Origin of the sequence: Pantoea sp. BJ2, assembly GCF_040255075.1 — a bacterium.
Taxonomy (GTDB): Bacteria; Pseudomonadota; Gammaproteobacteria; order Enterobacterales; family Enterobacteriaceae; genus Pantoea; species Pantoea leporis.
In genome coordinates, this window is the sequence record NZ_CP158292.1 from 601,273 (window position 1) to 626,280 (window position 25,008).

Genomic DNA, 25,008 nt, shown 5'->3' on the forward strand with positions numbered 1-25,008 from the left:
GTTTACAGCGTGCGCGCTGCTTCCATTGCCAGCGCGAAGGAGCGCAGACGCGCCTGCGAATCGTAAATCTGGCCGTTAACCATAATTTCATCCGCCTGGGTTTCACGCATCAGCGCGGCGAGGCCGCTGCGGACTTTATCGCTATCGCCGACAATCGACATGCTGAGTGCCTGCTGCACGCCATATTGCTCGGACGGCGACCATAGATTATCCATGTTCTCCACCGGCGCAGGTAGCGGACCCGGTTTGCCGCGACGCAGGTTAATAAACTGCTGCTGCATCGAGGTGAACAGGAAGCGGGCGTCACGTTCGCTATCGGCTGCAACGACGTTGACGCACACCATCGCATACGGCTTCGCCAGACGTGTGGAAGGTTTGAATTTCTCACGATAGAGATGCAGCGCCTGGAACAGCAGATCCGGCGCGAAATGCGAGGCAAATGCAAACGGCAAACCCAGCTGAGCGGCCAGTTGCGCGCTGTACAGGCTGGAACCGAGCAGCCACACCGGAATTTTCAATCCTAAACCTGGAACCGGTTGTACTGGCGGATGTTCTCCCTCTTCGGCGTCAAACCAGCGAATCAGTTCAGAGACATCTTCCGGAAAACTATCTGCCTGGCCGCTGGAAAGATGACGACGCAACGCCAGCATGGTGCGTTGGTCGGAACCCGGCGCGCGGCCCAGTCCCAAATCGATGCGCCCAGGATAGAGTGACTCGAGGGTACCAAACTGTTCGGCGATCACCAGCGGCGCATGATTGGGCAGCATAATGCCGCCTGAACCGAGGCGCAGCGTTTCGGTATTAGCCGCTAAATAGCCAATCAGCACTGACGTCGCGGCGCTGGCAATCCCCGTCATATTATGGTGTTCCGCCAGCCAGTAGCGGTGAAAGCCCAATGCTTCGGACTGACGGGCCAGTGCCAGCGAATTATGGAACGCGTCGCGTGCAGTGGAACCTTGTGGAATAGGGGCCAGATCCAACACGGACAGGCGAACAGTTTTTTTCTCAGACATGGGCACTCCAAATAGGGATGGCGCAGGTGTTTAGTCGGACCTGCGCTTGTGAGTATTACTCATCGTTACCTATATTAAAACTGCTAATAACAGCAGGAATATAGCCGGAATGTGCCTTTACCTGCCGCCTTCCAGTGCCATTCCCGCCAGGCGACGCCAATAACCATTACAATCACTGCCGCGCGCCATCATTAGCGGCGCCTGACCGGCTTCGTTGGCGCGGAAGCGATCCACTTCGGCGAGTGTACTTTCGCCCTGGGGCGACAAACGTACAATGTCGATCCAGTTATGCATGCCGCTCAGGTCATTGCCGAGGTTGTAGCAATAACCGCTCATGGTCTGAATGCCGTTGAGCACAAACACCTGCTGGCCTTCCTGCGAGAGCACGCGGCGGCCGGTTGGGTAATTGATGCAGCAGGTTTGGCAATCATCTTTGCCACGATTCTCGGCGCGTGCGGTAAAGCAGCGTGCTGACAGCGCCAGCGGCAGATGACCATAGCCGAGCACTTCCACCTCAAATTGGTCGCGTACACCCGCCGCATCGCACTGTTGCAGCAGTTGAATCAGCCAGTCGCGGGACATCTCCACCGGAATGCACCAGCGCGTCATGCCTTCTTTCAGCAACAGTTGCAGCGTCTGCGCGTTATACACATTCAGCGTTGGGCCGGCGACAAACGGCAATTTGCGCTCCGCCGCCATATTCACGGTGCCGATATCATTGGCTTCCAGCAGGAACTCACCGTTCTCGACATAGCGGCGCAGCTCTTTGACTTCCGATGGCGACTGCAGCAGTGCCAACGTACTCAGCACCACTTGCTTGCCCTGCAGCGCCAGCATGCGCGCGATGTCCATCCATTGATGGAACGAGGTAGCGCGTCTTTTACTGCAGACGGCTTCGCCGAGATAAATGATCTCCGCGCTGCTCTCGGCGGCGCGTTGATAAAAGGTTTCCAGCGTTGCAGTTGGCCAGTACCACAGCACCGGCCCGATGGCGTATTTCATGCGATCTCCTTATTGCCAGTCACGGTGATAAGCACCGAGCGTGGTTTGGCTGCCTTCTGATAACTCGCCCAACGCCTGCATCCAGGGTTCCTGCACGGCATACTGTTCCGGCGATGCCATGCAGCGATCAATGGCCTGACGCCACACTTTCGCTACCTGCGCCACATAGGCCGGACTGCGCTGACGTCCTTCAATTTTCACCGAGGCAATGTTGGCGCGCAGCAGTTCAGGCAGCAGCGACAAGGTGTTCAGGCTGGTGGGCTCCTCCAGTACGTGATAGAGCTGGTTATCCACTTCATAACGGCCTTTGCACAATGTGGGATAGCCAGCGCTCTCGTCGGGCGCGTAACGGTCAATCAGCACCTCATTCAGGCGCGATTCCATGCCTTTTGGCGTCTGCTGCCAACGCACAAATTTTGCCGGCGAGCAAGCTCCCGCGCTGTTAGGCGACTCGCCGGTCAGCCAGGAAGAGAGGTAGCAGCGGCCTTCAGCCATAATGCACAGGCTACCGAAAGCGAACACTTCCAGCGGTACCGGCGTTTCACGCGCCAGCTGTTTGACCTGATGCATCGACAGCACGCGCGGCAGCACCACGCGGCTGAGTTGAAAATGACGATGGTAAAAATGGATGGCCTGCAGATTGGTGGCGGAGGCCTGTACCGAAAGGTGACGCTCAACCTGCGGATAGTGTTTTGCCGCGTACTCCAGCGTGGCAATATCGGCCAGAATCAACGCATCCGCGCCGTTCTGAGCGGCAACATCAATCGCGCTTTGCCAGCGATTGATGCCATCAGGATGGGCGAAGGTGTTGATTGCCACATGCAGTTTGCGCCGATGCTGATGCAGATAGCGTGCGGCTTCAGCCAGTTTCTTATCGGTAAAATTGAGGCCAGCAAAGTGGCGGGCATTGGTATCGTCTTTCAGGCCGACATACACCGCGTCAGCACCATGCTCCACCGCCGATTTCAGCGCAGGCAAATTCCCCGCCGGACACAGCAGTTCCATACATTTTCCTCCCCGGATTCTGAAGCCGAAGAGTGTAAATAACTGACCCGACAGCAATGTTGATTTAAGGCAGTGAAAGCGGCATTGATGATCGGGAGTGAAGGTTTTTCGTCCAGCCAGGCGGCGATTTCCTTGATCTCAGTGGAGGCGAAGCCGGTCAGATGTGGCAAAATAGATGAAACTTTCTGAAGGGAATGACGATGATGTTTGCGCGCTTACGCGGTCTGATTGTTGAAAAAGGGCCAGAATTCCTTGCTTTACCCGTTTCCATTACCCCTTTCCCGCTAAAAAAAGCTATTCTGCAACAACTCCTAAACTGGCAATTTCGTCATGCTTTGTCTGAAGGTGAGTTAGACTTTCTGGAAGGGCGTTATCTGGGGATTGAGGTTGCCGATGTGAATCTGCGCTGGATCACCACCCTGCAAGCAGGGCGCCTGACCGTTTCGCGCGACACCGAGGCTGATGTCTGGTTTCGCGGTGAAGCCAACGATCTGTTGCTGGTGGCAGCACGCAAAGCGGATCCCGATATGCTGTTCTTTCAACGCCGTCTGGTGATTGAAGGTGACACTGAGCTGGGACTTGAGGTGAAAAACCTGATGGATGCCATTGAACTGGATGCCATGCCCACGCCATTACGCACGGGATTGCAGCAGCTCGCTGCTTTTATTGAGGCAGGAATGAAACAGGACGCGAAGGCCGCTGAGGCGCGCGCGGGGATCTCATGTTGATTCGTACTGAAATTGGCGTTGATGCAGCAGGCATCGATAGCCTGTTAAAGCGCAGTTTTGCTACCGCTGCCGAAGCGGAACTGATACAGCAACTGCGCGAAGATGGCTTGCTGACTCTCGGTGTAGTTGCCACGGATGATGAAGGTCAGGTGCTGGGTTATGCCGCTTTCAGTCCGGTGACCCTGCAGGGAGAAGACCGCAACTGGGTCGCTTTGGCGCCGCTCGCCGTGGATGAATCGGTGCGCAAACAGGGCCTTGCTAAACGGCTGGTGTATGAAGGATTGGATTCACTTAATGAGTTCAGCTACAGCGCCGTGGTGGTGCTGGGCGATCCTGAGTTCTACAATCCACTCGGCTTTGAACCGGCGGCACGTCATGGTTTGCACTGTCGCTGGTTAGGCAGTGAAGCGGCCTTTCAGGTTTACAAACTGGCCGACGATGCGTTTGTCGGTGCAGAAGGGCTGATCGAATTCGCGCTGCCGTTTAATCGTTTCGACTAAACCAGGCCACTAAGCAGGGCGGCTGCTGTGCAACCAGCAGCAGCTTTTGCGCGCGGCTCAGCTGCTTCACCTGATATTCCAGGCGTGACGCCGCCGCCCGATCGCCCGCATCGCAGTGAAACACCAGCGTCAGCGGGCCCTTGCCACGCAGCGAACGCGCGCCGCGTCCCTGCTGATGCTGTTGCAGCCGACGATTAACATCGGTGGTGATGCCGGTATACAGCATGCCTGCGGCGGTTTGTAGCAGATAAAGCTGCCAGCCTTGTTCCATCATACTTATCCAGAAAATTAGCTGGCAGGCAGTGTAGCGCGCTTCAGGCCGCATCGCTATTCGCCGCACGGAGTCCAATTTTGTCCGACCATGCTCATCTGATTCGCTACTTAAAAAAACAGCACGTGCTGTCGTTATCTGCCAGCCACGGCGACGATCTGTGGTGTGCCAACTGCTTTTATGTATTTGATGCCGCGAACATGGCGTTCTGGCTGATGACTGAACCAGACACGCGCCATGGCGCATTAATCCAGTCAAATCCGCGCGTGGCGGGCACGGTGAATGGCCAGCCCAAAAGTGTGCTGCTGATTAAAGGCGTGCAGTATCGCGGCGTGATTCAGCTGCTAAGCGGAAACAGGGAAGTTATTGCGCGTCACGCCTATCAGAAGCGTTTTCCAGTGGCAAAGAAGGTCACCGCACCATTGTGGGAAATCGTGCTCGACGAAGTGAAGATGACCGACAATGCGCTGGGCTTTGGCAAAAAGATTATCTGGACCCGGCCTTAGGGCCGCCATTCACGGCGACCCCAATGCAGGAAAAACTATCAGGCCGCGTTCAAAATCCGCAGCGATTCGCGATTAAACGCGGGCAGGTCTTCAGGCGTGCGGCTGGTAACTAACTTGTCATCATCCACCACCACTTCTTTATCGTAAAAATCCGCACCGGCATTACGCAGATCGATGGCGATGGCTTTTACGCTGGTCATTTTGCGGCCGCGCACGCCGTTCGCGCTGATCAGCAGCTGCGGGCCATGGCAAATGGCAAACACCGGCTTGCCGCTGGCGACAAACTCCCTGGTGAAGTTGACGAAGCGATCGTCACCGCGCAGGGCATCGGGAGAGTGTCCGCCGGGCAGCAGCAGCGCATCGAACTCGGCTGCATTCACATCATCAATAGCCTTGTCGATGTTGACCTCAGCTTTACCCTGCTTCCCTTTAACGATGTTGCCGGCCTTAAACTCGATGGTAACCACTTCATGGCCCGCCTGAGTGTAAGCCTCTGCTGGTGAGGTAAACTCTGAGTCTTCAAATTCATTGGTAATCAGTACCGCTATTTTCTTGCTCATCTTTTTCCTCCTTGTTGATCACGAACCTTATGTTCGTTGCACTTCTAATCCAACAAGCCTGGTAGCCATGTCGCAAAAAGCAAGCCAGCCGGCAATTCTTCCGGGAGGTAAATTTCCGCGCCGGATCAAGTTTAGGCGATTTCCACATGGCGCAATGAAATGACCTGAATGACACTAAGGCCTTTCCGCCGCGTATCCTAACGCGGCATCGTTATTCAGTTGAATACGGAATTCCGTGATGACCCAACTCATTTCTCATGCCCCGGCGACACGCTTCGCCTGGTGGAAACCGCTGCTGTTCCTCGCCGTGGTAGTAATCGGCCTGTGGTATGTCAAATGGCAGCCTTATTACGGCAAAGCCTTTACTGCTGCCGAAACGCATTCGATCGGTAAATCGATTCTGGCCAATGCGGCGGACTCACCGTGGCGCGCGGCGCTCGATTACGCCATGGTCTATTTCCTCGCCGTGTGGAAAGCGGCCGTGCTCGGGGTGATCCTCGGATCGTTGGTGCAGGTGCTGATTCCGCGCGCCTGGCTGCTGCGTCTGATGGGCAGCTCACGCTTTGGCTCGACGCTGATGGGCACTGGATTAGGTTTGCCAGGCATGATGTGCAGCTGCTGTGCGGCACCAGTGACCGCTGGCTTACGTCAGTCACAGGTTTCCAGCGGTGCGGCGATGGCGTTCTGGCTGGCGAATCCGCTGCTCAATCCTGCCACGCTGATTTTTATGGGCTTTGTGCTCGGCTGGCATTTTGCGGCGATTCGGCTGGTGGCAGGTTTGATGATGGTGTTGGGCATCGCGTGGCTGGTGCAGCGCAGCGTGCCGGATCAAGCCGTTACCGCGCCCGTTATCCCGGCCCGCGATGAACAGCCGTTTCTGTCACGCTGGCTGCGGGTGATGTGGCGACTGTTCTACAACACCATTCCGCTGTATATCGTCGCGGTATTGTTGCTCGGCGCCGCGCGCGTGTGGCTGTTCCCGCACGCGGATGGCGCGGTGGGTAATACGCTGTTTTGGGTGATGTTGATGGCAATCGCCGGCTGCCTGTTTGTGATTCCTACCGCCGCGGAAATCCCGATTGTGCAGACCATGATGCTGGCGGGCATGGGCATTGCGCCCGCGCTGGCGTTATTAGTCACGCTGCCCGCCGTGAGTGTGCCGTCGTTATTGATGCTGTATCGCGCCTTTCCCGCACGGGCGCTGTGGATCGCGCTGATCGGCGTGGCAGGCAGCGGCATGCTGCTCGGCGTGCTAGCTTTGTGGCTGGCGTAACCACCAAATCTTCTGATTGCGGCTGCCGCGCCACAGCAGCCGCGCATCTTTCTCCGCTTCGATAAAGCGTCCATCAATCAGCACATCAATTTCCTCCACCACTTCGCGCTGCGCCGCGCTGAGTTCCGCCATTTCATATCCGGTCCACAGCCAGATATCCTTATCCGGACACTCACGCCGCACGCGTTTCACCAGACGACGTATATGCGGCACGTTGTGCGGATGCAGCGGATCGCCCCCGCTCAGCGACAAGCCCTGGCGCGCAATGCGCCGATCGTTAAGATCAGCGATCAGCTGCTCTTCCATCTCCAGCGTAAACGGCACGCCGGAATCCAGCCGCCACGTGCTTTGGTTGTAGCAGCCGCGACACTGATGTTCGCAGCCCGCGACAAACAGCGTGCAGCGCGTGCCGGGCCCGTTAACGATATCAACCGGATAATAGCCGTGGATGCGCATCATCCCAGTTTTCCTGTCTCCAGATGTTTAACGCGCCGCTGTACTTCTTGCTGCTTACCGGCGTTAAACGGACGCGCATCCGGGCTGCCGAGATAGCCGCACACGCGGCGCGTCACCGACACGCGCGCCGGATCGTGATTACCACAGCATGGGCAGGTAAACCCTTTGCTGGTGCAGCTAAACTCGCCGCTAAAGCCGCATTCGTAGCACTCATCAATCGGCGTATTGGTGCCGTAATAGGGCACGCGGTGATAGCTGTAATCCCAGACATCTTCGAGCGCTTTGAGGTTGTGCTGGATATTGGGATATTCGCCGTAACAGATGAATCCGCCATTAGCGATGGCGGGATAGGGCGCTTCAAAGTCGATCTTGTCGTACGGATTGACCTTCTTCTCCACGTCGAGATGGAAGCTGTTGGTGTAATACCCTTTGTCGGTAACGCCGGCCACCACGCCAAATTCGGCGGCATCGAGGCGACAGAAGCGGTCGCACAGATTCTCGCTCGGCGTGCTGTACAAGCTGAAGCCGTAGCCGGTTTCCGCTTTCCACGCATCCACCGCGCGGCGCAGGTGCGTGACAATCGCCACGCCTTTTTCCCGCAGGTAATCGGCGTCATACGGATGCACTTGGTTGCCGCTCAGCGCATTCAGCGTTTCATGCAAGCCGATGTAGCCAAGGGAAATTGAGGCGCGGCCGTTGCGGAAAATGGCGCCCACTTCGTCATCCGCTTTCAGGCGCACGCCGCAGGCACCTTCCATATAGAGAATCGGCGCTACGCGCGCTTTGGTTTTTTCCAACCGGGCTATACGCGTCATTAAGGCACGTTTCGCCAGCGCCAGACGTTCATCGAGCAAGCGCCAGAACTGCGCTTCATCGCCTTTGGCTTGCAGCGCGATACGTGGCAGATTGAGGCTAATGACGCCAATATTGTTGCGGCCTTCGTGAATCTGCTCGCCGTTCTCTTCATACACGCCAAGGAAGCTGCGGCAGCCCATCGGCGTTTTAAACGAGCCGGTCACTTCCACCACTTTTTCGTAGTTGAGGATATCCGGATACATGCGCTTGCTGGCGCACTCTAACGCGAGCTGCTTGATATCGTAATTAACATCGCCAGGCCGACGATTCACGCCTTCGCGGATTGCAAACACCAGTTTAGGAAACACCGCGGTTTTGTGATTTTTGCCCAATCCGGCAATGCGGTTGCGCAGAATGGATTGCTGGATCAGGCGCGCGGCCCAGTCGGTGCCGAGGCCAAAGCCAAAGGTGACAAACGGCGTCTGGCCGTTGGCGGTGTGCAGCGTATTCACTTCATATTCCAGCGACTGAAACGCGTCGTAGCACTCTTTCTCAGTGCGAACGCGCGCATAGGCTTCGGCATCCGGAATCTGCCATTCCAGCGCCACCGCGCGGTGTTTTTCCAGACTGAGCGTAACGAAAGGTGCCAGCACTTCATCAATGCGATTGATGGTGGTGCCGCCGTAAATGTGGCTGGCGACCTGCGCGATGATCTGTGCGGTCACCGCCGTGGCGGTGGCGATTGATTTGGGCGGCTCGATCTCGGCGTTGCCCATCTTAAAACCGTGGGTCAGCATGCCGTGCAGATCGATCAGCATGCAGTTAAACATCGGGAAGAACGGAGAATAGTCGAGATCGTGATAGTGGATGTCACCACGTTCATGCGCCAGCACCACATCGCGTGGCAAGAGTTGCTGCTGAGCGTAATGTTTGGCGACGATGCCAGCCAGCAGATCGCGCTGGGTGGGAATCACTTTACTGTCTTTATTCGCGTTTTCATTGAGCAGTGCGGCGTTGGTTTGCTCCACTAAACCGCGAATAGCGTGATGCAGTTTACCGCGCTGCTCGCGTGCTAAATCGCGGTCATGGCGATATTCGATGTAGGCACGCGCCAGCTGCGGCCAGCGTCCGCTCATTAGCGTCTCTTCCACCGCACACTGAATGTCGCGGATATCCACTTCAGCCTGTTCAGCCAGCTGCTGGCTGACCTGCGCCGCCACTTGCGCGCACCACGCCGTATCATCGATTTGTGCCGCAGCTGCAGCCGCGTTGACTGCCGCCTCGATCCGCTGCGCATCAAACGGCACTCTGCAGCCGTCACGCTTAATCACCACCGTCGCCATTTCTTCTCCATGAAACTATATGTAGATAATTTTAAGGAGTTTAATCGCTATATGTGGTGTTTGCGCTGAGATTAATCGCCGGCGGTTTGACCTATAACAAAGAAGCCACAACCAGGAATGAAAGCCGCGCAATGGTTAATCTGGCTAAAATACAAAAGTATTAACCCGCCTTGATTTCAGTTTGCGGCCACTTGCTTTGCAATGCGAAACAGGTTTAATGGGCCTTTTGCCCATTTTGGTCCGTTGTTTCATTTACAAGGATGCCCAGATGCCATTGCAAAGAACTCTGCTTGCCTGTTGTTTATCCATGACTTTTTCCGCCTTCGCCGCGCCGGCTGGAGATTTACCGCTGATGCCGTGGCCACAAAGCGTTGTCCAGCCAGGCGGCGGCGGGGCGTATGCGTTAACACCGCAGCTCACGTTGCATATCTCGGGCGATCATCTGGAAGGTGCTGAATCGCGCTGGCGCGCGCGCATTGCGCGGCAAACCGGCTGGCCGCTGCTGCCGGCCAGCGCATCCAGCGATCATCCCAGCATTCAGGTACAAATCGCGCAGGCGGTTGATCCGCTTCCTCAACCAGACAGCGACGAAAGTTATCATCTGCTGGTTAACAGCGATGGCGTCTTGCTGAAAGCCAACACGCGCTTTGGCGCGATGCGCGGCATGGAAACCGTGCTGCAGCTGATTGAAAACACCGAAAACGGCACCGAAATTCCCTACGTCACCATTGATGACAAACCGCGCTTTCCGTGGCGCGGCGTGCTGATCGATTCGGCGCGCCACTTCCTGCCAATTGAAACCGTGAAACGACAAATCGACGGCATCGCCGCCGCGCGTATGAACGTGTTTCACTGGCACTTAACCGACGATCAAGGTTGGCGATTTGCCTCCAGCCACTATCCGCAGCTGCAGGAGAAAGCCAGTGACGGCTTGTACTACACGCAGCAGCAGATGCGCGATGTGGTGCGCTACGCCACGCAGCGCGGCGTACGCGTGGTACCGGAAATCGATCTGCCCGGTCATGCGTCGGCGATAGCAGTAGCGATGCCGGAGTTAATGAGCGCGCCGGGACCGTATCAGATGGAGCGCGGCTGGGGCGTGTTTAAGCCGCTGCTCGATCCCAGCAACGAAGCGGTATTTCGCTTTATCGACACCTTAATGGGCGAAGTGACGGCGATCTTCCCCGATCCCTACATCCACATTGGCGGTGATGAGGTTGATCCAACCCAGTGGAACGATTCCACACGCATTCAGCAGTTTATGCGCGACCACGGTTTAAAGGATACGCATGCGCTGCAAGCTTGGTTTAATCAGCGCGTTGAGAAAATCCTCGAAGCGCATCAGCGCCGCATGATCGGCTGGGATGAGGTTTACCATCCTGATCTGCCTAAAAGCATTCTGATTCAATCGTGGCAAGGACAGGATGCGTTGGGCACGGTGGCGAAAAACGACTTTCGCGGCATTCTCTCCACCGGTTTCTATCTCGATCAGCCGCAAACCGCCGCCTATCACTATCGCAATGAACCCTGGCCGCAGGGGCTTAACGGCGCGGATCAGGTGCAGGCAGGTGAGCAGGCGCAGAGCTGGCAATTCACCATGCCGCGTTTGAAAGGCAGCGCGCTGAAAGGCAGCTTTACCCTGATAGAAGGGAAAAACGGCTGGCGCGGCTTTATCGATTTCAGCGGCAAAGCGCGTCGCATGGTCAGTGATATCCGCTGGCTGTCGCCCACACAGCTGACGTTCAGCGTCGATACGTGGATGGGGCCATTCCAGCCGATGGTGACGCTAACGCAAGACAAGCTGACCGGTTATATGCTGGTGGGCAACGTGCGCTATCCCGCAGAAGGCAGCAAGTTGCCTCAGGTGCCAACCGGCATTACGCCATCGCTGCCGACGCCGCAACAGATGCAGAACAACCTGATTGGCGGCGAAGCGGCGCTGTGGGCGGAGAACGTTAACAGCCGGGTAATCGACACACGCCTTTGGCCGCGCGCCTTTGTGGTGGCGGAGCGGTTATGGTCGGCGCAGGATGTCACCGACAGCGATAACATGTATCAGCGCCTGAGCGCGGTGGATCGCTGGGGCACTGTTTCAGTCGGCTTGCAGCAGCATCAGCAGGCTGAAGTGCAGATGATGCGACTGGCGAACAGCAGCGACATCACGCCGCTGCGCATATTGGCCGAAGTGCTGGAGCCAGCGCAGTACTACACGCGCCAGCATCTGAAATTTCAGGCGGGACATTACGACTATTTTGAACCGCTCAATCGTTTGGCGGATGTGTTGCCGGCCGAGAGCAATGCGGTGCGTGTGCTGGATAAGCAGGTGGATCGCTTGATCGCCAATCGCGCCGATCATGCGGCGGCGCATGCCATCCGTCAGCAATTGCAGCGCTGGCAGAACAACAGCGATGCGGTGATGCCGCTAATTCTGGGCAGCTATCAGCTCAAGCCGCTGCAGCAGCAAGTACAGCAAGTAGCAGAGTTGAGCCGAATGGGACTGGATTTGGTCAATGCGCTGGAACGTAATCAGGCGTATGGCGCAGGTGAGGTGGCGCAGATGCATACGCAACTGGATACGGCAGCGCAGGTGCAGGATGAAACAGTGCTGGCGCTGGTGCGGCCGCTGGAGAAGTTGTTGCGGTCGTTTAAATAGATATTGTGATGGCTGTCCCCCTCCTCGGTCCTCCCCCATAAATGGGGGAGGAAGAGGCTGCCATATGTCAGTGATGAAGCTGCATGTGGCAGCATCTCCTTCCCCCGCTTGCGGGGGAAGGCCGGGATGGGGGACAGCCAGCACCAACCAAATCAACGACGTACCGCAATCGCCTCGATCTCAATCTTCACATCTTTCGGCAGGCGCGCCACTTCCACGCACGAACGCGCTGGGAAGCTGGCGTTGTGCTCGGTGAAGAACGCTTCATAAGTCGCGTTCACGGTGGCGAAGTCATTCAAATCCTTCACAAACACGGTGGTTTTCACGATATCGCCCACTTTCAGGCCGGCGGCTTCGACAATCGCCTTCACATTTTCCAGTGATTGACGTGCCTGCGCGGAAACATCGTCGGCAACGGCGCCGGTGGCCGGATCAACCGGGATCTGGCCTGAAGTGATGATCATGCTGCCGAGATCCACGCCCTGCACGTAAGGGCCAATCGCTGCGGGTGCGTTTGAAGTACTGATTTCGCGAGACATTGTTTCTCCTTGAAAGTGCGCGGCCGACCGATGTCCGCCGCGAAATGAATCGTCCCATTATAGGGACGACGCGGGCGATTACCAGTGACCGAGCACCACGTGGCGCGCGAACTCTTTCTCGCAATATTTGCACTTCAGATGCACATCATCTTCGCGCTTTTTCACCGCAAAACTGGTGAATACCGGCTCGTTACGGCTGATGCAGTTGCTGTTCGGGCAGGTCAGCACGCGGTCAATACGATCCGGCAAGGTGGGGGCGATCTTCGCCACCACTTCGTATTCGTCAATGCGGTTTACCGTGGCGAGCGGCGCATACACCGCCAACTGATTGATCTGATCGTCGGTCAGGAAGGTATTTTCGATCTTGATCAGATCTTTACGGCCCATCTCGCCCGACGGCAAGTTGAGGCCGATGGTGATGCGCTGATCGGTTTCGGTCAGACGAAACAGCGAAAGTAACTTAAAGCCGACCTGCGCCGGGATATGGTCAATCACCGTGCCGCGTTTGATGGCTTCAACCTGCAATTTATTATCGTGAGTCATCGCTTTCTCCTTACAGTGCCAGTTCGCGATTCAGTACCAGCGCCAGCAGCGCCTGGCGAGCGAAGATGCCATTTCCAGCCTGCTGAAAATACCAGGCGTACGGCGTGCTATCCACGTCGGTGGTGATCTCGTCGATACGCGGCAGCGGATGCAGCACTTTCATGTTGTCGCGCGCACCGGCTAAATCAGCGGCGCGCAGAATGAACTGTGCTTTAACGTTGGCGTATTCCGACGGATCGAGGCGCTCTTTCTGCACGCGCGTCATATACAGAATATCGAGTTCTGGCATCACTTCTTCGATGGTGTCGTGGCGTGACCAGGCAATGTTCTGCTCATCCAGCATATCGGTGATGTACGCCGGCATCGCCAGCGCATCCGGCGCGATAAAGAAGAAGCGGTTGCCATCAAACTTCGCCAGCGCCTGCGTCAGTGAATGCACGGTGCGGCCATATTTCAGGTCGCCGACCATTGCCACATTTAGGTTATCCAGGCGATTTTGCGTTTCGCGGATGGTGAAGAGATCGAGCAGCGTTTGCGTTGGATGCTGGTTAGCGCCATCACCGGCGTTGAGGATTGGAATGCCGCCGGAGAATTCCGTCGCCAGACGCGCGGCGCCTTCCTGCGGATGACGCATCACGATGGCATCAACGTAAGTCCCAATCACCGAAATGGTATCGGCGAGGGTTTCGCCTTTCTTGCCGAGCGAGGTGTTGCTACCGTCGGCGAAGCCCACCACTGACGCGCCGAGACGATGCATCGCGGTTTCAAACGACAAACGCGTACGCGTTGAAGCCTCAAAGAAGCAGCTGGCGATCACATTGTGTTTCAGCAGCTCCGGCTGGGGATTGGCTTTCAGCTGGGCAGCGGTATGCAGCACCAGCTCCAGCTCGTCGCGGTTGAGATCGTTGATGGAAATAATGTGCTTGCGATATAGCGGGTTGGCCATAGCGTTCTCCTCTGCGCTGCCGGATTGCGGACAAAAAAAAGCCCCTGCTTAAGGGGCTTTTTTTACGATCGATTGATGACGGAAAGAAACAGATGCGCCGCCCGCTGTCAGGCGTCGTTGAGCGTCAAATTGTGCGCTGCGCTGTTGCATGTTTCCTCCGGCAAATTGGGCCGCATTATACGCATTCACTGATTTGCATCAAGCAAATATCGCGCGCGAGGTAAACGTTTGCGGCGCCACCAATCATAGCTTGCCGAGCGTCGCGACCATCACCGCTTTAATGGTGTGCATGCGGTTTTCAGCCTGATCGAACACGATGCTGTGCGCAGATTCAAACACCTCATTACTCACTTCCATGCCATCGTGCAAACCGTGCTGCTCGGCCATTTGACGGCCCAGCGTGGTTTTGTCGTCATGGAAGGCCGGTAAGCAGTGCAGGAACTTCACCTGCGGATTGCCGGTCAGCGCCAGCATCGCGCTATTAACCTGATAAGGACGCAGCAGGGCGATGCGATCTTCCCACACCGATTTGGCTTCGCCCATCGACACCCACACATCCGTGTAGATGAAGTCGGCACCTTGCACCCCTTCAGCGATATCTTCAGTCAGGGTGATTTTGCCACCGGTTTGCTGTGCGGCCACGCGGCATTGCTCCACCAGTTCCGCTTCCGGCCAGCAGCCTTTTGGCGCCACCAGACGCAGATCGAGGCCGACCAGCGCAGCGGCTTCCAGCATGCTGTTGCCCATGTTGTTGCGCGCATCGCCGACGTAAACCAGCGTCATTTCATTCAGCGATTTACCCGGCAAATGTTCCTGCATTGTCAGCAGATCGGCCAGCAGTTGCGTGGGATGGAATTCGGTGGTCAGGCCGTTCCACACTGGCACGCCAGCGAATTCCGCTAAGGTTTCCACCAGTTCCTGGCCGTAGCCGCGATACTGAATACCGTCATACATGCGTCCCAGCACGCGCGCGGTGTCTTTCATCGACTCTTTATGGCCGATTTGGCTGCCGCTTGGGCCGAGATAGGTGACGTTAGCGCCCTGATCGTAAGCGGCAACTTCGAAAGAGCATCGGGTACGAGTCGAGTCTTTTTCGAAGATGAGCGCGATGTTTTTGCCTTTCAGGTACTGCGTTTCGCTGGCATTTTTCTTTGCGTGTTTTAATTCACCTGCCAGACTCAGCAGAGAATCGATTTCGGCTGGGGTGAAATCCAGCAATCTCAGGAAATGTCTTTGATGTAGCTGACTCATACAGCGCTCCGGATGCCTACATTAAATGAATTAAAATTCAATCTAACCGTATGAATATGCATTTTCAACCCCAGCGCTAAGAAACTTGTTGTTTTGTGTAGTGGCGCGCGAGGCAGTGTGGGAAAATAATTGAATTCAGCCGAATATTTGAGGACACACCCATGGCATATGAAGCATTGCTGGAAGAACAGCGCGAAGAGACGCGACTGATCATTGAAGAGTTGCTGGAAGACGGCAGCGATCCAGATGCGCTTTACACTATTGAGCATCATCTCTCCTGCAACAACTTCGACTCGCTGGAGAAGGTGGCGGTTGATGCCTTCAAGCTGGGCTACGAAGTGAGCGAGCCAGAAGAGCTGGAGCTGGAAGACGGCACCACCGTAATGTGTGTGGATATCCTGAGCGAAGGCGCGTTGAAGCCAGAGCTGATTGATGCGCAGGTTGAGCAGCTGGTGAATCTGGCGGGCAGCTACAATGTCGATTACGACGGTTGGGGCACCTACTTTGAAGATCCTGATGCCGAAGATGAAGACGACGATGGCGAGTTCATCGACGACGAAGAAGACAACGGTGTGCGTCACTAAGCATTAATGGGCGGCACTCGCCGCCCTGATCACGTTTCCCCGTAAGACAAAAGACTGCCCATGAATTACGCTCCGCTATTAGAACCGATCTATCAATTCCTGCATTGCCGCACGCCACAAGCGTGGATTGATGAAGCGCGCAAGCCGGAAAATCTGACGTTGCTGCTCACCGATCACATGGTTTGTGAATTGAAAGCCGCGCAAACCGCGGTGTTCATCATCCGTAAATACGTGGCGGATAAGCCAAGTGGTGATGCCATTCTGGCGTGGCTCAAGCCGTATGAAGATTTTATCTACCGCGACGAGCAGGACGGTAACTTTATCAATGCCCACAAGAATCTGACCAAAAGCATTATCGTGCGCAACGAGCTGCCGTGGGCCGATGATTTGGTGGAGATGATGGTGCTGCTGGTGAAAGAGGAGCTGCACCACTTCTATCAGGTGTGGGAAATCATGCAGTCGCGCGGTTTGCCGTATCGCAAAATCACTGCCAGCCGCTATGCCAAAGGTTTGATTCGCGAGATTCGCACATACGAGCCGGAAGCGCTGGTGGATAAGCTGATTTGCGGAGCGTACATCGAAGCGCGATCCTGCGAACGTTTCGCCAGCCTGGCGCCGTATCTGGATGAGCAATTGGAGAAGTTCTATATTTCGCTGCTGCGCTCGGAAGCGCGTCACTATCAGGATTACCTGAAGCTGGCGCAGCAGATTTCGCCGAAGGAGATTGCGCCGCGCGTGCAGGTGTTTGGCGAGGCAGAAGCGCGCTTAATCAGCGAGCCGGATGGCGAACTGCGGTTTCATAGTGGAGTGCCGGCGGTTTAGGTTTGTGCGCGCTGTCCCCCATCCCGGCCTTCCCCCGCTAGCGGGGGAAGGAGATGCTGCCACATGCAGCTTCAGCGCTGACATGTGGCAGCATCTTCCTCCCCCATTTATGGGGGAGGACCGAGGAGGGGGACAGCGAGCATACACAGCCAGCACATCAAATCACAACACCTTCAGCATCCGCACTTCACAATCCACATGCCCGGTACAACCCATCGCGCTATCAATCAGCTCAAACCCCAACGACTCATACAACTTAATCGCACGCGTCAAACTGCCGGTGGTTTCCAGATAGCAGCGCTGAAAGCCCTGCTGACGGGCGAATTCCATGGCACGCAGCGCCAGATCGCGCGCCAGACCTAAGCCGCGCACCTGCGGCAGGAAATACATTTTCTGCAGCTCACAGATATCCGGCGCGCTGCAGGCCAGCGGTGCAACGCCGCCGCCGCCCACCACCACACCATCATGTTCCACAATCCAGTAAGCGCTGTTGGCTTCGCTGTAGAGTTCGAACAGGCGATCGAGATGGGGATCGGACACGGTGTAGCCTTTATCCGCCGTCAGGCCAAATTCGGCTGACACATCACGGATCACCTGTGCAATCAGCGGGTTATCGGCGGCTGTAATGGGGCGCACCTTTAAATTGATGGGAGCGTCGGTGGTCATCATTATCTTCCGGTATAAAAAAGCCGGGCAGTGCCCGGCTTCGATTAAGCAGTTGGACTGAAGCGCTTACAATGCCGCAATCACGCCCTGCTGTTCAAACAGTTTTGCTTTTGATTGCTCAAGCTCAGCCACGCGCTCACGCTCTTTGGCGACAACCGCTTCCGGCGCTCGTGAGACAAAGCCTTCGTTCGCCAGCTTGGTCTGGATCTTCTCAATTTCGACATCAAGTTTCACCAGCTCTTTCGCCAGACGCTCCAGCTCGGCTTCTTTGTTGACCAGATCCGCCATCGGAATCAGCAACTCAGCGCCTTCAACAATCTTAGTGACCGAAACCGGGCCTTTCTCGCCTGCAGGCAGAATGGTCAGGCTTTCCAGACGCGCCAGACGCGACAGGAAGGTGCGGTTCTCTTCGACGCGACGCTGCGCGGCGGCAGAGCAGTCACGCAGCAGCACGTCGAGCGGCTTGCTTGGTGCGATGTTCATCTCAGCACGGATATTACGTACCGCGACGATCGCCTGCTTCATCCACTCGATATCGGCTTGCGCCTCGGCATCCTCTTTCGCCGCGTCATACTGCGGGAACGGCTGCAGCATGATGGTATCGTGATCGATGTTTTTCAGGCCTTTCACACGCTGCCAGATGGTTTCGGTGATGTAAGGAATGATCGGATGCGCCAGACGCAGCAGCGCTTCCAGCACGGTGACCAGCGTATTACGCGTACCGCGCAGTTCCGCTTCGCTACCGCTGGTCATCACCGGCTTGGTCAACTCCAGATACCAGTCACAGAACTGGTTCCAGGTGAAGTCGTACAGAATGTTGGCCGCGATATCAAAGCGATAGTTATCCAGCGCTTCACGGTAGGCTTTTACGCTGCGGTTGAATTCGCTCAGAATCCAGCGATCCGCCAGCGACAGCTTCATTTCGCCGCCGTTTTGTCCGCAATCCTGCTCTTCGGTATTCATCAGCACGAAGCGGCTGGCGTTCCACAACTTGTTGCAGAAGTTGCGGTAGCCTTCGAGGCGCTTCATATCCCAGTTGATGTCACGACCGGTAGAAGCCAGCGCGGCAAGGGTGAAGCGCAGCGCATCGGTACCTGAAGGCACGATGCCGTCCGGGAACTGCTTTTCGGTACGTTTGCGGATCTTCTCAGCCAGCTGCGGCTGCATCATGTTGCCGGTACGTTTCTCCAGCAGATCTTCCAGCGAAATGCCGTCAATCATATCCAGCGGATCGATGACGTTACCTTTCGACTTGGACATCTTCTGGCCTTCTTCATCGCGGATCAAACCGGTCATATAAACGGTTTTGAACGGCACCTGCGGCTTGCCGTTTTCATCTTTGATAAAGTGCATGGTCAGCATGATCATGCGCGCAATCCAGAAGAAGATGATGTCGAAGCCGCTCACCAGCACGCTGGTTGGATGGAAGGTACGCAGCGCTTCGGTGTTCTCCGGCCAGCCCAGCGTCGAGAAGGTCCACAGACCGGACGAGAACCAGGTATCCAGCACGTCGTCATCCTGGCGCAGCGCCACATCGGCAGCCAGATTGTTTTCCTGACGCACTTCGTCCTCGGTGCGGCCAACATAGACGTTGCCGTCGTTGTCGTACCATGCTGGGATGCGGTGTCCCCACCACAGCTGACGTGAAATACACCAATCCTGAATGTCACGCATCCATGAGAAGTACATGTTTTCGTACTGCTTCGGCACGAACTGGATATCGCCGTTTTCTACCGCTTCAACCGCGACTTTCGCCAGCGGTGCGGTGCGCACATACCATTGGTCGGTCAGCATTGGCTCGATCACCACGCCGCCGCGATCGCCGTAAGGCACGGTGAGGTCGTGCGGTTTGATCTCTTCCAGCAGGCCAATCTCATCAATGGCGGCAACCATCGCTTTACGCGCGGCGAAACGCTCCATTTTCTGGAACTGTGCCGGGATGTCGTCTGCGCACGCGTCGCTGACTTCGCCATTGGTGTCGAACACTTCCGCGCGCTCGCGGATGTCGCCATCAAAGGTCAGAATGTTGATCATCGGCAGCTTATGACGACGACCCACTTCGTAGTCGTTGAAGTCATGCGCAGGCGTGATCTTCACGCAGCCGGTGCCTTTTTCCATATCAGCGTGTTCATCGCCAACGATCGGAATACGACGGTTCACCAGTGGCAGGATCAGCTCTTTGCCGATCAGATCTTTATAACGCGGATCTTCCGGGTTAACCGCGACGCCGGTATCGCCTAGCAGGGTTTCCGGACGCGTGGTCGCCACCACCAGATAATCTTTACCTTCAGCGGTTTTCACGCCGTCAGCCAGCGGATAGCGGATGTGCCACATCGAGCCTTTGCTCTCGCGGTTTTCCACTTCCAGATCGGAGATTGCGGTACGTAGTTTTGGATCCCAGTTTACCAGGCGTTTGCCACGGTAAATCAGGTTCTCTTTGTACAGGCGGACAAACACTTCGCGCACTGCGTTGGACAGACCTTCGTCCATGGTGAAGCGCTCGCGATCCCAGTCAACCGAGTTGCCGAGACGACGCATCTGGCGAGTAATGGTGCCGCCGGATTCCGCTTTCCACTGCCAGATTTTGTCGATGAATGCATCGCGGCCATAATCCTGGCGCGTTTTGCCCTCTTCAGCGGCGATTTTGCGTTCTACCACCATCTGCGTAGCGATACCGGCGTGATCGGTACCGGCCTGCCACAAGGTATTTTTACCCTGCATGCGCTGGTAGCGAATCATGGTATCCATGATGGTCTGCTGGAAAGCGTGACCCATATGCAAGCTGCCGGTGACGTTCGGCGGCGGGATCATGATGCAAAAGCTTTCCTGGCTGGTATCGCCATTCGGTTTAAAGTAGCCCTGCTGTTCCCAGTGCTCGTAGAGCGGCTGCTCGATATCTTGCGGGTTATATGTCTTTTCCATTTCTACACTGTCGTTTGCGGCGAGGGTGGCGTCGCCGTATTCAATTGGAAACCAACGCTGCGATAGGCTTTGTAGCGATCGCGCGCCAGTTGTTTTAGAGATTCTTCATAAGGAACGAAGTCTATCACTTCATGGAAACCAGTAGCAAAATCTGCGAACTGTGGCAGAAGGCTGATCAGCAGATCGCGCGGTGAACTACCGCGACGCTGTGGCCAGGCCAGCTCAACCGGAGCGCCGTAGCGCGGGCCTTCTCCCGCCAGATTGTGCGGCACAAAGGCGTTTGCCGGAAGTTGCCAGAGCGCTTCATCCAGCCGATTGGCTTGTTCTTCGTTTTCGCAGGCAATCAGGATGCGTTTGCCGTCACGCCAGCGTGTTTCGGCAAGAGAGCACACCAACGCTTCGATGGCGGTTAGGCCGTCGTCGGCGCTCTCAGACTCCATCACATAGAAAGTGGCGTTTTTCATTGGATCCTTTGGATGAGAGGGGGGGGCTGGGTGCTTGCTGTCCCCCACCTCGGTCCTCCCCCACAAGTGGGGGAGGAAGATGCTGCCCTATGTTAGTTGTGAATTCGCATGTAGCAGCGTCTCCTTCCCCCACTTGTGGGGGAAGGCCGGGATGGGGGACAGCCATCACCAAATCAATGATGGGCGACAGCCATCACCAAATCAATCGTCGCCGTTCAACCCTGCGCGATTCAGCAGGAACTGCGACAGCAGCGGTACCGGACGGCCGGTTGCGCCTTTGGCTTTACCGGAACGCCATGCGGTACCGGCGATATCCAGGTGCGCCCAATTAAACTTACGCGCAAAGCGCGCGAGGAAGCAGGCGGCGGTAATCGCACCGCCAGGACGGCCGCCAATGTTCGCCATATCAGCAAAGTTGGATTCCAGCTGCTCCTGATACTCATCCGCCATCGGCAGACGCCAGGCGCGGTCGCCGGACTGCTCAGATGCGCTGATCAGCTCGTGCGCCAGCGGATTGTGGTTCGACATCAAACCGCTGACATGGTGACCCAGCGCAATCACGCAGGCGCCGGTCAGTGTGGCCACGTCAATCACCACTTCTGGCTCGAAGCGTTCAACGTAGGTCAGCGCATCGCACAGCACCAGACGGCCTTCGGCATCGGTATTCAGCACTTCAACGGTTTGACCTGACATAGTGGTCAGCACGTCGCCCGGACGCATCGATTTGCCATCAGGCATGTTTTCACAGCCCACCAGCACGCCCACCACGTTCAGCGGTAAATTCAGTTCCGCCACCATGCGCATCACGCCGTAAACGGACGCCGCACCGCACATGTCGTACTTCATCTCATCCATGGAATCGGCGGGTTTGATCGAGATACCGCCGGAATCAAAGGTTAAGCCTTTGCCGACCAGCACGATGGGGCGCGCTTCCGGATCGTGATTGCCTTTGTACTCAATCACCGACATCAGCGATTCGTTGTGCGAACCTGCGCCAACCGCCAGATAGGCGTTCATCCCCAACTCTTTCATCTGCTGTTCGCCGATGACGCGGGTGGTGACATTTTTGCTGTACGCATCCGCCAGCTGACGCGCCTGCGACGCCAGATACGCGGCGTTACAAATATTTGGCGGCATATTGCTGAGATCTTTGGCGGCTTTCACACCGGCAGCCACGGCCAAACCGTGCTGAATGGCACGCTCGCCGCTGGTAAGTTCACGGCGGGTCGGCACGTTGAACACCAGTTTACGCAGCGGACGGCGCGGCTCGACTTTGTTGCTTTTCAGCTGATCAAAGTTGTAGAGCGCTTCTTTAGAGGTTTCGACCGCCTGACGCACTTTCCAGTAAGTATTGCGACCTTTGACGTGCAGTTCAGTCAGGAAGCACACCGCTTCCATTGAGCCGGTGTCGTTCAAGGTATTGATTGTCTTCTGAATGACCTGCTTATACTGGCGCTCATCAAGCTCGCGCTCTTTACCGCAGCCGATCAGCAGGATGCGTTCGGAGAGGATATTCGGCACATGGTGCAGCAGCAGCGTTTGGCCCACTTTTCCTTCCAGTTCACCGCGGCGCAGCAGGGCGCTGATGTAGCCATCGCTGATTTTATCCAGCTGCTCAGCAATGGGTGACAAACGGCGCGGTTCGAAAACGCCAACAACAATGCAGGCGCTACGCTGTTTTTCCGGGCTACCGCTTTTTACACTGAACTCCATGCACTCTCCTGAATCTTAAAGACAACGGCCTTGGCTGTCGTTAGAATGTAGCGCGCTCGTAACTCATTAATTCGTTGCGACGCCATGACAATTCAACGCCGGTAGTCATAATGAGTGGTGGTGACAAGTATGTTGTTTTTTCACCACACTAACGCGTTCGTCATACTATTTTAGCTACGATGACGGCCATTGATGAAGAAAAATGGCTGATAAGCGTTGAAACTAGCGATTTTCCTGCAAAAAGACAAGTTATCACAGGCGTACTAAGCGTGATCATCATTAGATATCTGGTTCGGGAAACGCTCAAAAGCCAGCTGGCTATCCTCTTCATCCTGCTGCTGATCTTCTTTTGTCAGAAGTTAGTGCGGATTTTGGGAGCTGCGGTGGATGGCGAAATTCCAACAAACTTAGTTCTGACATTGTTAGGACTCGGCGTGCCTGAAATGGCACAACTTATCCTGCCCCTAAGCCTGTTTCTGGCGATTTTAATGACCCTTGGGCGGCTGTACACCGAAAGTGAAATCACGGTGATGCATGCCTGCGGCCTGGGCAAAAGTGTGCTGATTAAAGCCGCGATGATCCTGATGCTGTTCACCTCGCTTGTGGCGGCGGTCAACGTCATTTGGTTAGGGCCATGGTCATCACGTTATCAGCAGGAAGTGACGCAAAACGCCAAATCTAACCCAGGCGCGGCGGCGCTGGCGGCTGGGCAGTTCCAGACCTCCAGCGACGGCAATGCGGTGCTGTTTGTTGAAGATGTGAAGGGCAATACCTTCGGCAACGTGTTCCTGGCGCAGCTGCGTCCGAAAGGCAACGCGCGTCCCTCGGTGGTGCTGGCTGATAGCGGCCACATGGAGCAACACAAAGATGGCTCGCAAGTGGTGACGCTGGATAAAGGCACGCGTTTTGAAGGCACCGCCTTGCTGCGTGACTTCCGCATCACGGACTTCGTCAACTATCAGGCGGTGATAGGCTACAAAGAAGCCACGCTCGATCCGAACGATGCCGATCAGGCGGATATTAGCACGCTGCTCAAGACCAAAACCCCGCAGTTCCAGGCGGAGTTGCACTGGCGCTTGACGCTGATTTTTGCCGTACTGGTTATGGCGTTGATGGTGGTGCCGCTTAGCGTGGTGAACCCGCGTCAGGGCCGCGTGCTGTCGATGCTGCCTGCCATGCTGCTGTATCTGATCTTCTTCTTACTGCAAAGTTCTCTGCGTTCCAACGCCGCGAAAGGCCGCTTCGATCCGGCCATCTGGATGTGGGTGGTGAACTTCTCCTATCTGGCGCTGGCGGTGCTGCTGAACATGTGGGATACCGTGCCGATGCGTCGCATCCGCGCGCGCTTTAGCCGTGGAGGATCGGTCTGATGTTTAAGGTTCTTGACCGCTATATCGGCAAAACCATCTTTAACACCATCATGCTGACGCTGTTCATGCTGGTGTCGCTGTCGGGCATTATTAAGTTCGTCGATCAGCTGCGGAAAACCGGGCAGGGCGCTTATACCGCGCTGGACGCCGGTTATTACACGCTGCTCAGCGTACCGAAAGATATCGAAATCTTCTTCCCGATGGCGGCGCTATTGGGCGCACTGCTCGGTTTGGGCACGCTGGCGCAGCGTAGTGAACTGGTGGTGATGCAGGCATCGGGCTTTACCCGCATGCAGGTGGCGCTGGCAGTAATGAAAACCGCGATTCCGCTGGTGCTGTTGACCATGGCGGTGGGCGAATTCGTTGCACCGCAGGGTGAACAGATGGCGCGTAACTACCGTGCGCAGCAGCTGTACGGTGGCTCGCTGGTTTCGACGCAAAACGGCCTGTGGGCGAAAGACGGCAACGACTTCATCTACATCGAGCGCATCAAAGGCGATAACGAGATTGATGGCGTCAGCATCTACAAGTTCAGCGATCAGCGCCGTTTACTCAGCGTACGCTATGCGGCGAGTGCCGCCTGGGATGCGGATAAAAAGGTCTGGGCGCTGTCGCAGGTCGATGAATCGGATCTGCAAGATGCCAAACAAATTACCGGCTCGCAAAGCCTGAGCGGCGAATGGAAAACCAACCTGACGCCTGACAAGCTCGGCGTAGTGGCGCTGGACCCGGACGCGCTCTCGATCACCGGCCTGTATAACTACAGCAAATACCTCAAGCAGAGCGGCCAGGTTGCAGGGCGCTACCAGCTGAATATGTGGAGCAAAATCTTCCAGCCGCTCTCTGTGGCGGTGATGATGCTGATGGCGCTGTCGTTTATCTTTGGTCCGCTGCGAAGCGTATCGATGGGCGTGCGCGTGGTGACGGGGATTAGCTTTGGCTTCCTGTTCTACGTTATGGACCAGATTTTTGGCCCGCTAAGCCTGGTATACGGTTTGCCGCCGATTCTGGGTGCGATTCTGCCGAGCGGTGCATTCTTCGCCATCAGCTTGTTCCTGCTGATGAAACGCCGCTAAGCCTTGT

General features: G+C 56.2%; 24 protein-coding genes. 9 read left to right on the forward strand and 15 right to left on the reverse strand.

The features are described 5' to 3' along the window. Window positions 1-2 precede the first annotated feature (2 nt). From AAF463_RS02645 to AAF463_RS02655, 3 genes are all read right to left on the reverse strand, one after another. Window positions 3-1,013 carry a luciferase-like monooxygenase gene (locus AAF463_RS02645; RefSeq protein WP_192412491.1) on the reverse strand — a complete coding sequence of 337 codons (1,011 nt, stop codon included), beginning with the start codon at window positions 1,011-1,013 and terminating at the stop codon, window positions 3-5. A 117-nt stretch (window positions 1,014-1,130) separates the two neighbouring features. Then, window positions 1,131-2,015, reverse strand: a complete 885-nt coding sequence (locus AAF463_RS02650) for a U32 family peptidase (RefSeq protein ID WP_222185148.1) — start codon at window positions 2,013-2,015, stop codon at window positions 1,131-1,133. 9 nt (window positions 2,016-2,024) lie between these two features. Next, window positions 2,025-3,020 (reverse strand): peptidase U32 family protein, encoded by a 996-nt coding sequence (locus AAF463_RS02655; protein ID WP_137385068.1) that lies wholly within the window; start codon window positions 3,018-3,020, stop codon window positions 2,025-2,027. Window positions 3,021-3,223: 203 nt separating this feature from the next. Here AAF463_RS02655 and AAF463_RS02660 point away from each other — a divergent pair, with 203 nt between their 5' ends. After that, window positions 3,224-3,748, forward strand: a complete 525-nt coding sequence (locus tag AAF463_RS02660; RefSeq protein ID WP_036648365.1) for an SCP2 domain-containing protein — start codon at window positions 3,224-3,226, stop codon at window positions 3,746-3,748. Beyond that, on the forward strand, window positions 3,742-4,248 hold the full coding sequence (locus tag AAF463_RS02665; protein WP_101762241.1) for an N-acetyltransferase: 507 nt from the start codon (window positions 3,742-3,744) through the stop codon (window positions 4,246-4,248). The genes AAF463_RS02660 and AAF463_RS02665 overlap by 7 nt, the downstream gene beginning before the upstream one ends. Here the strand turns inward: AAF463_RS02665 and AAF463_RS02670 are convergent. Beyond that, the gene (locus tag AAF463_RS02670) at window positions 4,232-4,519 is read right to left on the reverse strand and encodes a GIY-YIG nuclease family protein (protein WP_277976986.1); all 288 of its coding nucleotides are present in this window, start codon (window positions 4,517-4,519) and stop codon (window positions 4,232-4,234) included. The genes AAF463_RS02665 and AAF463_RS02670 overlap by 17 nt on opposite strands. Before the next feature lie 80 nt (window positions 4,520-4,599). Here AAF463_RS02670 and AAF463_RS02675 point away from each other — a divergent pair, with 80 nt between their 5' ends. After that, entirely contained in the window at window positions 4,600-5,025 is a 426-nt protein-coding gene (locus tag AAF463_RS02675; protein ID WP_101762239.1) for a YhbP family protein, read from the forward strand. 38 nt (window positions 5,026-5,063) lie between these two features. Here the strand turns inward: AAF463_RS02675 and AAF463_RS02680 are convergent, their stop codons facing one another. After that, window positions 5,064-5,585: a type 1 glutamine amidotransferase domain-containing protein gene (locus AAF463_RS02680; protein WP_271460657.1), complete on the reverse strand. Its 522-nt coding sequence runs from the start codon at window positions 5,583-5,585 to the stop codon at window positions 5,064-5,066. A gap of 238 nt (window positions 5,586-5,823) precedes the next feature. Between AAF463_RS02680 and AAF463_RS02685 the strand changes: the two genes are divergently transcribed. After that, window positions 5,824-6,858 (forward strand): permease, encoded by a 1,035-nt coding sequence (locus AAF463_RS02685; RefSeq protein WP_350261478.1) that lies wholly within the window; start codon window positions 5,824-5,826, stop codon window positions 6,856-6,858. On the opposite strand, the gene nrdG is transcribed toward AAF463_RS02685, so the two are convergent. Then, entirely contained in the window at window positions 6,838-7,317 is a 480-nt protein-coding gene (gene nrdG, locus AAF463_RS02690) for an anaerobic ribonucleoside-triphosphate reductase-activating protein (protein ID WP_350261479.1), read from the reverse strand. The genes AAF463_RS02685 and nrdG overlap by 21 nt on opposite strands. Further along, a complete protein-coding gene (gene nrdD, locus AAF463_RS02695; RefSeq protein ID WP_350261480.1) occupies window positions 7,314-9,452 on the reverse strand; it encodes an anaerobic ribonucleoside-triphosphate reductase in 2,139 nt (712 codons plus the stop codon). The genes nrdG and nrdD overlap by 4 nt, the downstream gene beginning before the upstream one ends. Before the next feature lie 268 nt (window positions 9,453-9,720). Between nrdD and AAF463_RS02700 the strand changes: the two genes are divergently transcribed. Next, window positions 9,721-12,105 carry a family 20 glycosylhydrolase gene (locus AAF463_RS02700; RefSeq protein ID WP_350261481.1) on the forward strand — a complete coding sequence of 795 codons (2,385 nt, stop codon included), beginning with the start codon at window positions 9,721-9,723 and terminating at the stop codon, window positions 12,103-12,105. Between the two features lie 152 nt (window positions 12,106-12,257). On the opposite strand, the gene ridA is transcribed toward AAF463_RS02700, so the two are convergent. The 4 genes from ridA to argF form a co-directional block, all read right to left on the reverse strand. Beyond that, window positions 12,258-12,644: a 2-iminobutanoate/2-iminopropanoate deaminase gene (gene ridA, locus AAF463_RS02705; RefSeq protein WP_061718232.1), complete on the reverse strand. Its 387-nt coding sequence runs from the start codon at window positions 12,642-12,644 to the stop codon at window positions 12,258-12,260. A 78-nt stretch (window positions 12,645-12,722) separates the two neighbouring features. Further along, window positions 12,723-13,187 (reverse strand): aspartate carbamoyltransferase regulatory subunit, encoded by a 465-nt coding sequence (gene pyrI / locus AAF463_RS02710; protein ID WP_007886734.1) that lies wholly within the window; start codon window positions 13,185-13,187, stop codon window positions 12,723-12,725. Between the two features lie 10 nt (window positions 13,188-13,197). Further along, window positions 13,198-14,133, reverse strand: a complete 936-nt coding sequence (gene pyrB / locus AAF463_RS02715; protein WP_350261483.1) for an aspartate carbamoyltransferase — start codon at window positions 14,131-14,133, stop codon at window positions 13,198-13,200. A gap of 243 nt (window positions 14,134-14,376) precedes the next feature. Continuing rightward, window positions 14,377-15,384: an ornithine carbamoyltransferase gene (argF, locus tag AAF463_RS02720; protein WP_137385078.1), complete on the reverse strand. Its 1,008-nt coding sequence runs from the start codon at window positions 15,382-15,384 to the stop codon at window positions 14,377-14,379. Between the two features lie 161 nt (window positions 15,385-15,545). On the opposite strand from argF, the gene rraB reads away from it, so the two are divergent. Beyond that, the gene (rraB, locus tag AAF463_RS02725) at window positions 15,546-15,968 is read left to right on the forward strand and encodes a ribonuclease E inhibitor RraB (RefSeq protein WP_008104254.1); all 423 of its coding nucleotides are present in this window, start codon (window positions 15,546-15,548) and stop codon (window positions 15,966-15,968) included. Window positions 15,969-16,028: 60 nt separating this feature from the next. Further along, window positions 16,029-16,790 (forward strand): tRNA isopentenyl-2-thiomethyl-A-37 hydroxylase MiaE, encoded by a 762-nt coding sequence (miaE, locus tag AAF463_RS02730; RefSeq protein ID WP_101762230.1) that lies wholly within the window; start codon window positions 16,029-16,031, stop codon window positions 16,788-16,790. Between the two features lie 162 nt (window positions 16,791-16,952). On the opposite strand, the gene AAF463_RS02735 is transcribed toward miaE, so the two are convergent. The 4 genes from AAF463_RS02735 to pepA all read right to left on the reverse strand — a co-directional run bounded on the left by AAF463_RS02735 (window position 16,953) and on the right by pepA (window position 22,555). Then, window positions 16,953-17,456 carry a GNAT family N-acetyltransferase gene (locus tag AAF463_RS02735; protein ID WP_137386840.1) on the reverse strand — a complete coding sequence of 168 codons (504 nt, stop codon included), beginning with the start codon at window positions 17,454-17,456 and terminating at the stop codon, window positions 16,953-16,955. Window positions 17,457-17,522: 66 nt separating this feature from the next. Further along, window positions 17,523-20,378 (reverse strand): valine--tRNA ligase, encoded by a 2,856-nt coding sequence (locus AAF463_RS02740; protein WP_350261484.1) that lies wholly within the window; start codon window positions 20,376-20,378, stop codon window positions 17,523-17,525. Between the two features lie 2 nt (window positions 20,379-20,380). Beyond that, window positions 20,381-20,842 (reverse strand): DNA polymerase III subunit chi, encoded by a 462-nt coding sequence (locus AAF463_RS02745; protein WP_061718226.1) that lies wholly within the window; start codon window positions 20,840-20,842, stop codon window positions 20,381-20,383. A gap of 201 nt (window positions 20,843-21,043) precedes the next feature. Continuing rightward, window positions 21,044-22,555, reverse strand: a complete 1,512-nt coding sequence (gene pepA, locus AAF463_RS02750) for a leucyl aminopeptidase (protein WP_101762227.1) — start codon at window positions 22,553-22,555, stop codon at window positions 21,044-21,046. A 269-nt stretch (window positions 22,556-22,824) separates the two neighbouring features. On the opposite strand from pepA, the gene lptF reads away from it, so the two are divergent. Together lptF and lptG are read left to right on the forward strand one after the other, a co-directional pair. Then, complete coding sequence (gene lptF, locus AAF463_RS02755) at window positions 22,825-23,925, forward strand: LPS export ABC transporter permease LptF (RefSeq protein WP_110868051.1); 1,101 nt, start codon at window positions 22,825-22,827, stop codon at window positions 23,923-23,925. Beyond that, window positions 23,925-25,001, forward strand: coding sequence for an LPS export ABC transporter permease LptG (lptG, locus tag AAF463_RS02760; protein WP_350261485.1), 1,077 nt, complete (start codon window positions 23,925-23,927; stop codon window positions 24,999-25,001). The genes lptF and lptG overlap by 1 nt, the downstream gene beginning before the upstream one ends. The last annotated feature ends 7 nt before the right edge of the window (window positions 25,002-25,008 follow it).

What these genes read in the sequence shown, in the direction of transcription:
- AAF463_RS02645 (WP_192412491.1), bottom strand. Translation starts at nt 1,013, where the DNA reads ATGTCTGAGAAAAAAACTGTTCGCCTGTCCGTGTTGGATCTGGCCCCT.
- AAF463_RS02650 (WP_222185148.1), bottom strand. Translation starts at nt 2,015, where the DNA reads ATGAAATACGCCATCGGGCCGGTGCTGTGGTACTGGCCAACTGCAACG.
- AAF463_RS02655 (WP_137385068.1), bottom strand. Translation starts at nt 3,020, where the DNA reads ATGGAACTGCTGTGTCCGGCGGGGAATTTGCCTGCGCTGAAATCGGCG.
- AAF463_RS02660 (WP_036648365.1), top strand. Translation starts at nt 3,224, where the DNA reads ATGTTTGCGCGCTTACGCGGTCTGATTGTTGAAAAAGGGCCAGAATTC.
- AAF463_RS02665 (WP_101762241.1), top strand. Translation starts at nt 3,742, where the DNA reads ATGTTGATTCGTACTGAAATTGGCGTTGATGCAGCAGGCATCGATAGC.
- AAF463_RS02670 (WP_277976986.1), bottom strand. Translation starts at nt 4,519, where the DNA reads ATGGAACAAGGCTGGCAGCTTTATCTGCTACAAACCGCCGCAGGCATG.
- AAF463_RS02680 (WP_271460657.1), bottom strand. Translation starts at nt 5,585, where the DNA reads ATGAGCAAGAAAATAGCGGTACTGATTACCAATGAATTTGAAGACTCA.
- AAF463_RS02685 (WP_350261478.1), top strand. Translation starts at nt 5,824, where the DNA reads ATGACCCAACTCATTTCTCATGCCCCGGCGACACGCTTCGCCTGGTGG.
- nrdG (WP_350261479.1), bottom strand. Translation starts at nt 7,317, where the DNA reads ATGATGCGCATCCACGGCTATTATCCGGTTGATATCGTTAACGGGCCC.
- nrdD (WP_350261480.1), bottom strand. Translation starts at nt 9,452, where the DNA reads ATGGCGACGGTGGTGATTAAGCGTGACGGCTGCAGAGTGCCGTTTGAT.
- AAF463_RS02700 (WP_350261481.1), top strand. Translation starts at nt 9,721, where the DNA reads ATGCCATTGCAAAGAACTCTGCTTGCCTGTTGTTTATCCATGACTTTT.
- ridA (WP_061718232.1), bottom strand. Translation starts at nt 12,644, where the DNA reads ATGTCTCGCGAAATCAGTACTTCAAACGCACCCGCAGCGATTGGCCCT.
- pyrI (WP_007886734.1), bottom strand. Translation starts at nt 13,187, where the DNA reads ATGACTCACGATAATAAATTGCAGGTTGAAGCCATCAAACGCGGCACG.
- pyrB (WP_350261483.1), bottom strand. Translation starts at nt 14,133, where the DNA reads ATGGCCAACCCGCTATATCGCAAGCACATTATTTCCATCAACGATCTC.
- argF (WP_137385078.1), bottom strand. Translation starts at nt 15,384, where the DNA reads ATGAGTCAGCTACATCAAAGACATTTCCTGAGATTGCTGGATTTCACC.
- rraB (WP_008104254.1), top strand. Translation starts at nt 15,546, where the DNA reads ATGGCATATGAAGCATTGCTGGAAGAACAGCGCGAAGAGACGCGACTG.
- miaE (WP_101762230.1), top strand. Translation starts at nt 16,029, where the DNA reads ATGAATTACGCTCCGCTATTAGAACCGATCTATCAATTCCTGCATTGC.
- AAF463_RS02735 (WP_137386840.1), bottom strand. Translation starts at nt 17,456, where the DNA reads ATGACCACCGACGCTCCCATCAATTTAAAGGTGCGCCCCATTACAGCC.
- AAF463_RS02740 (WP_350261484.1), bottom strand. Translation starts at nt 20,378, where the DNA reads ATGGAAAAGACATATAACCCGCAAGATATCGAGCAGCCGCTCTACGAG.
- AAF463_RS02745 (WP_061718226.1), bottom strand. Translation starts at nt 20,842, where the DNA reads ATGAAAAACGCCACTTTCTATGTGATGGAGTCTGAGAGCGCCGACGAC.
- pepA (WP_101762227.1), bottom strand. Translation starts at nt 22,555, where the DNA reads ATGGAGTTCAGTGTAAAAAGCGGTAGCCCGGAAAAACAGCGTAGCGCC.
- lptG (WP_350261485.1), top strand. Translation starts at nt 23,925, where the DNA reads ATGTTTAAGGTTCTTGACCGCTATATCGGCAAAACCATCTTTAACACC.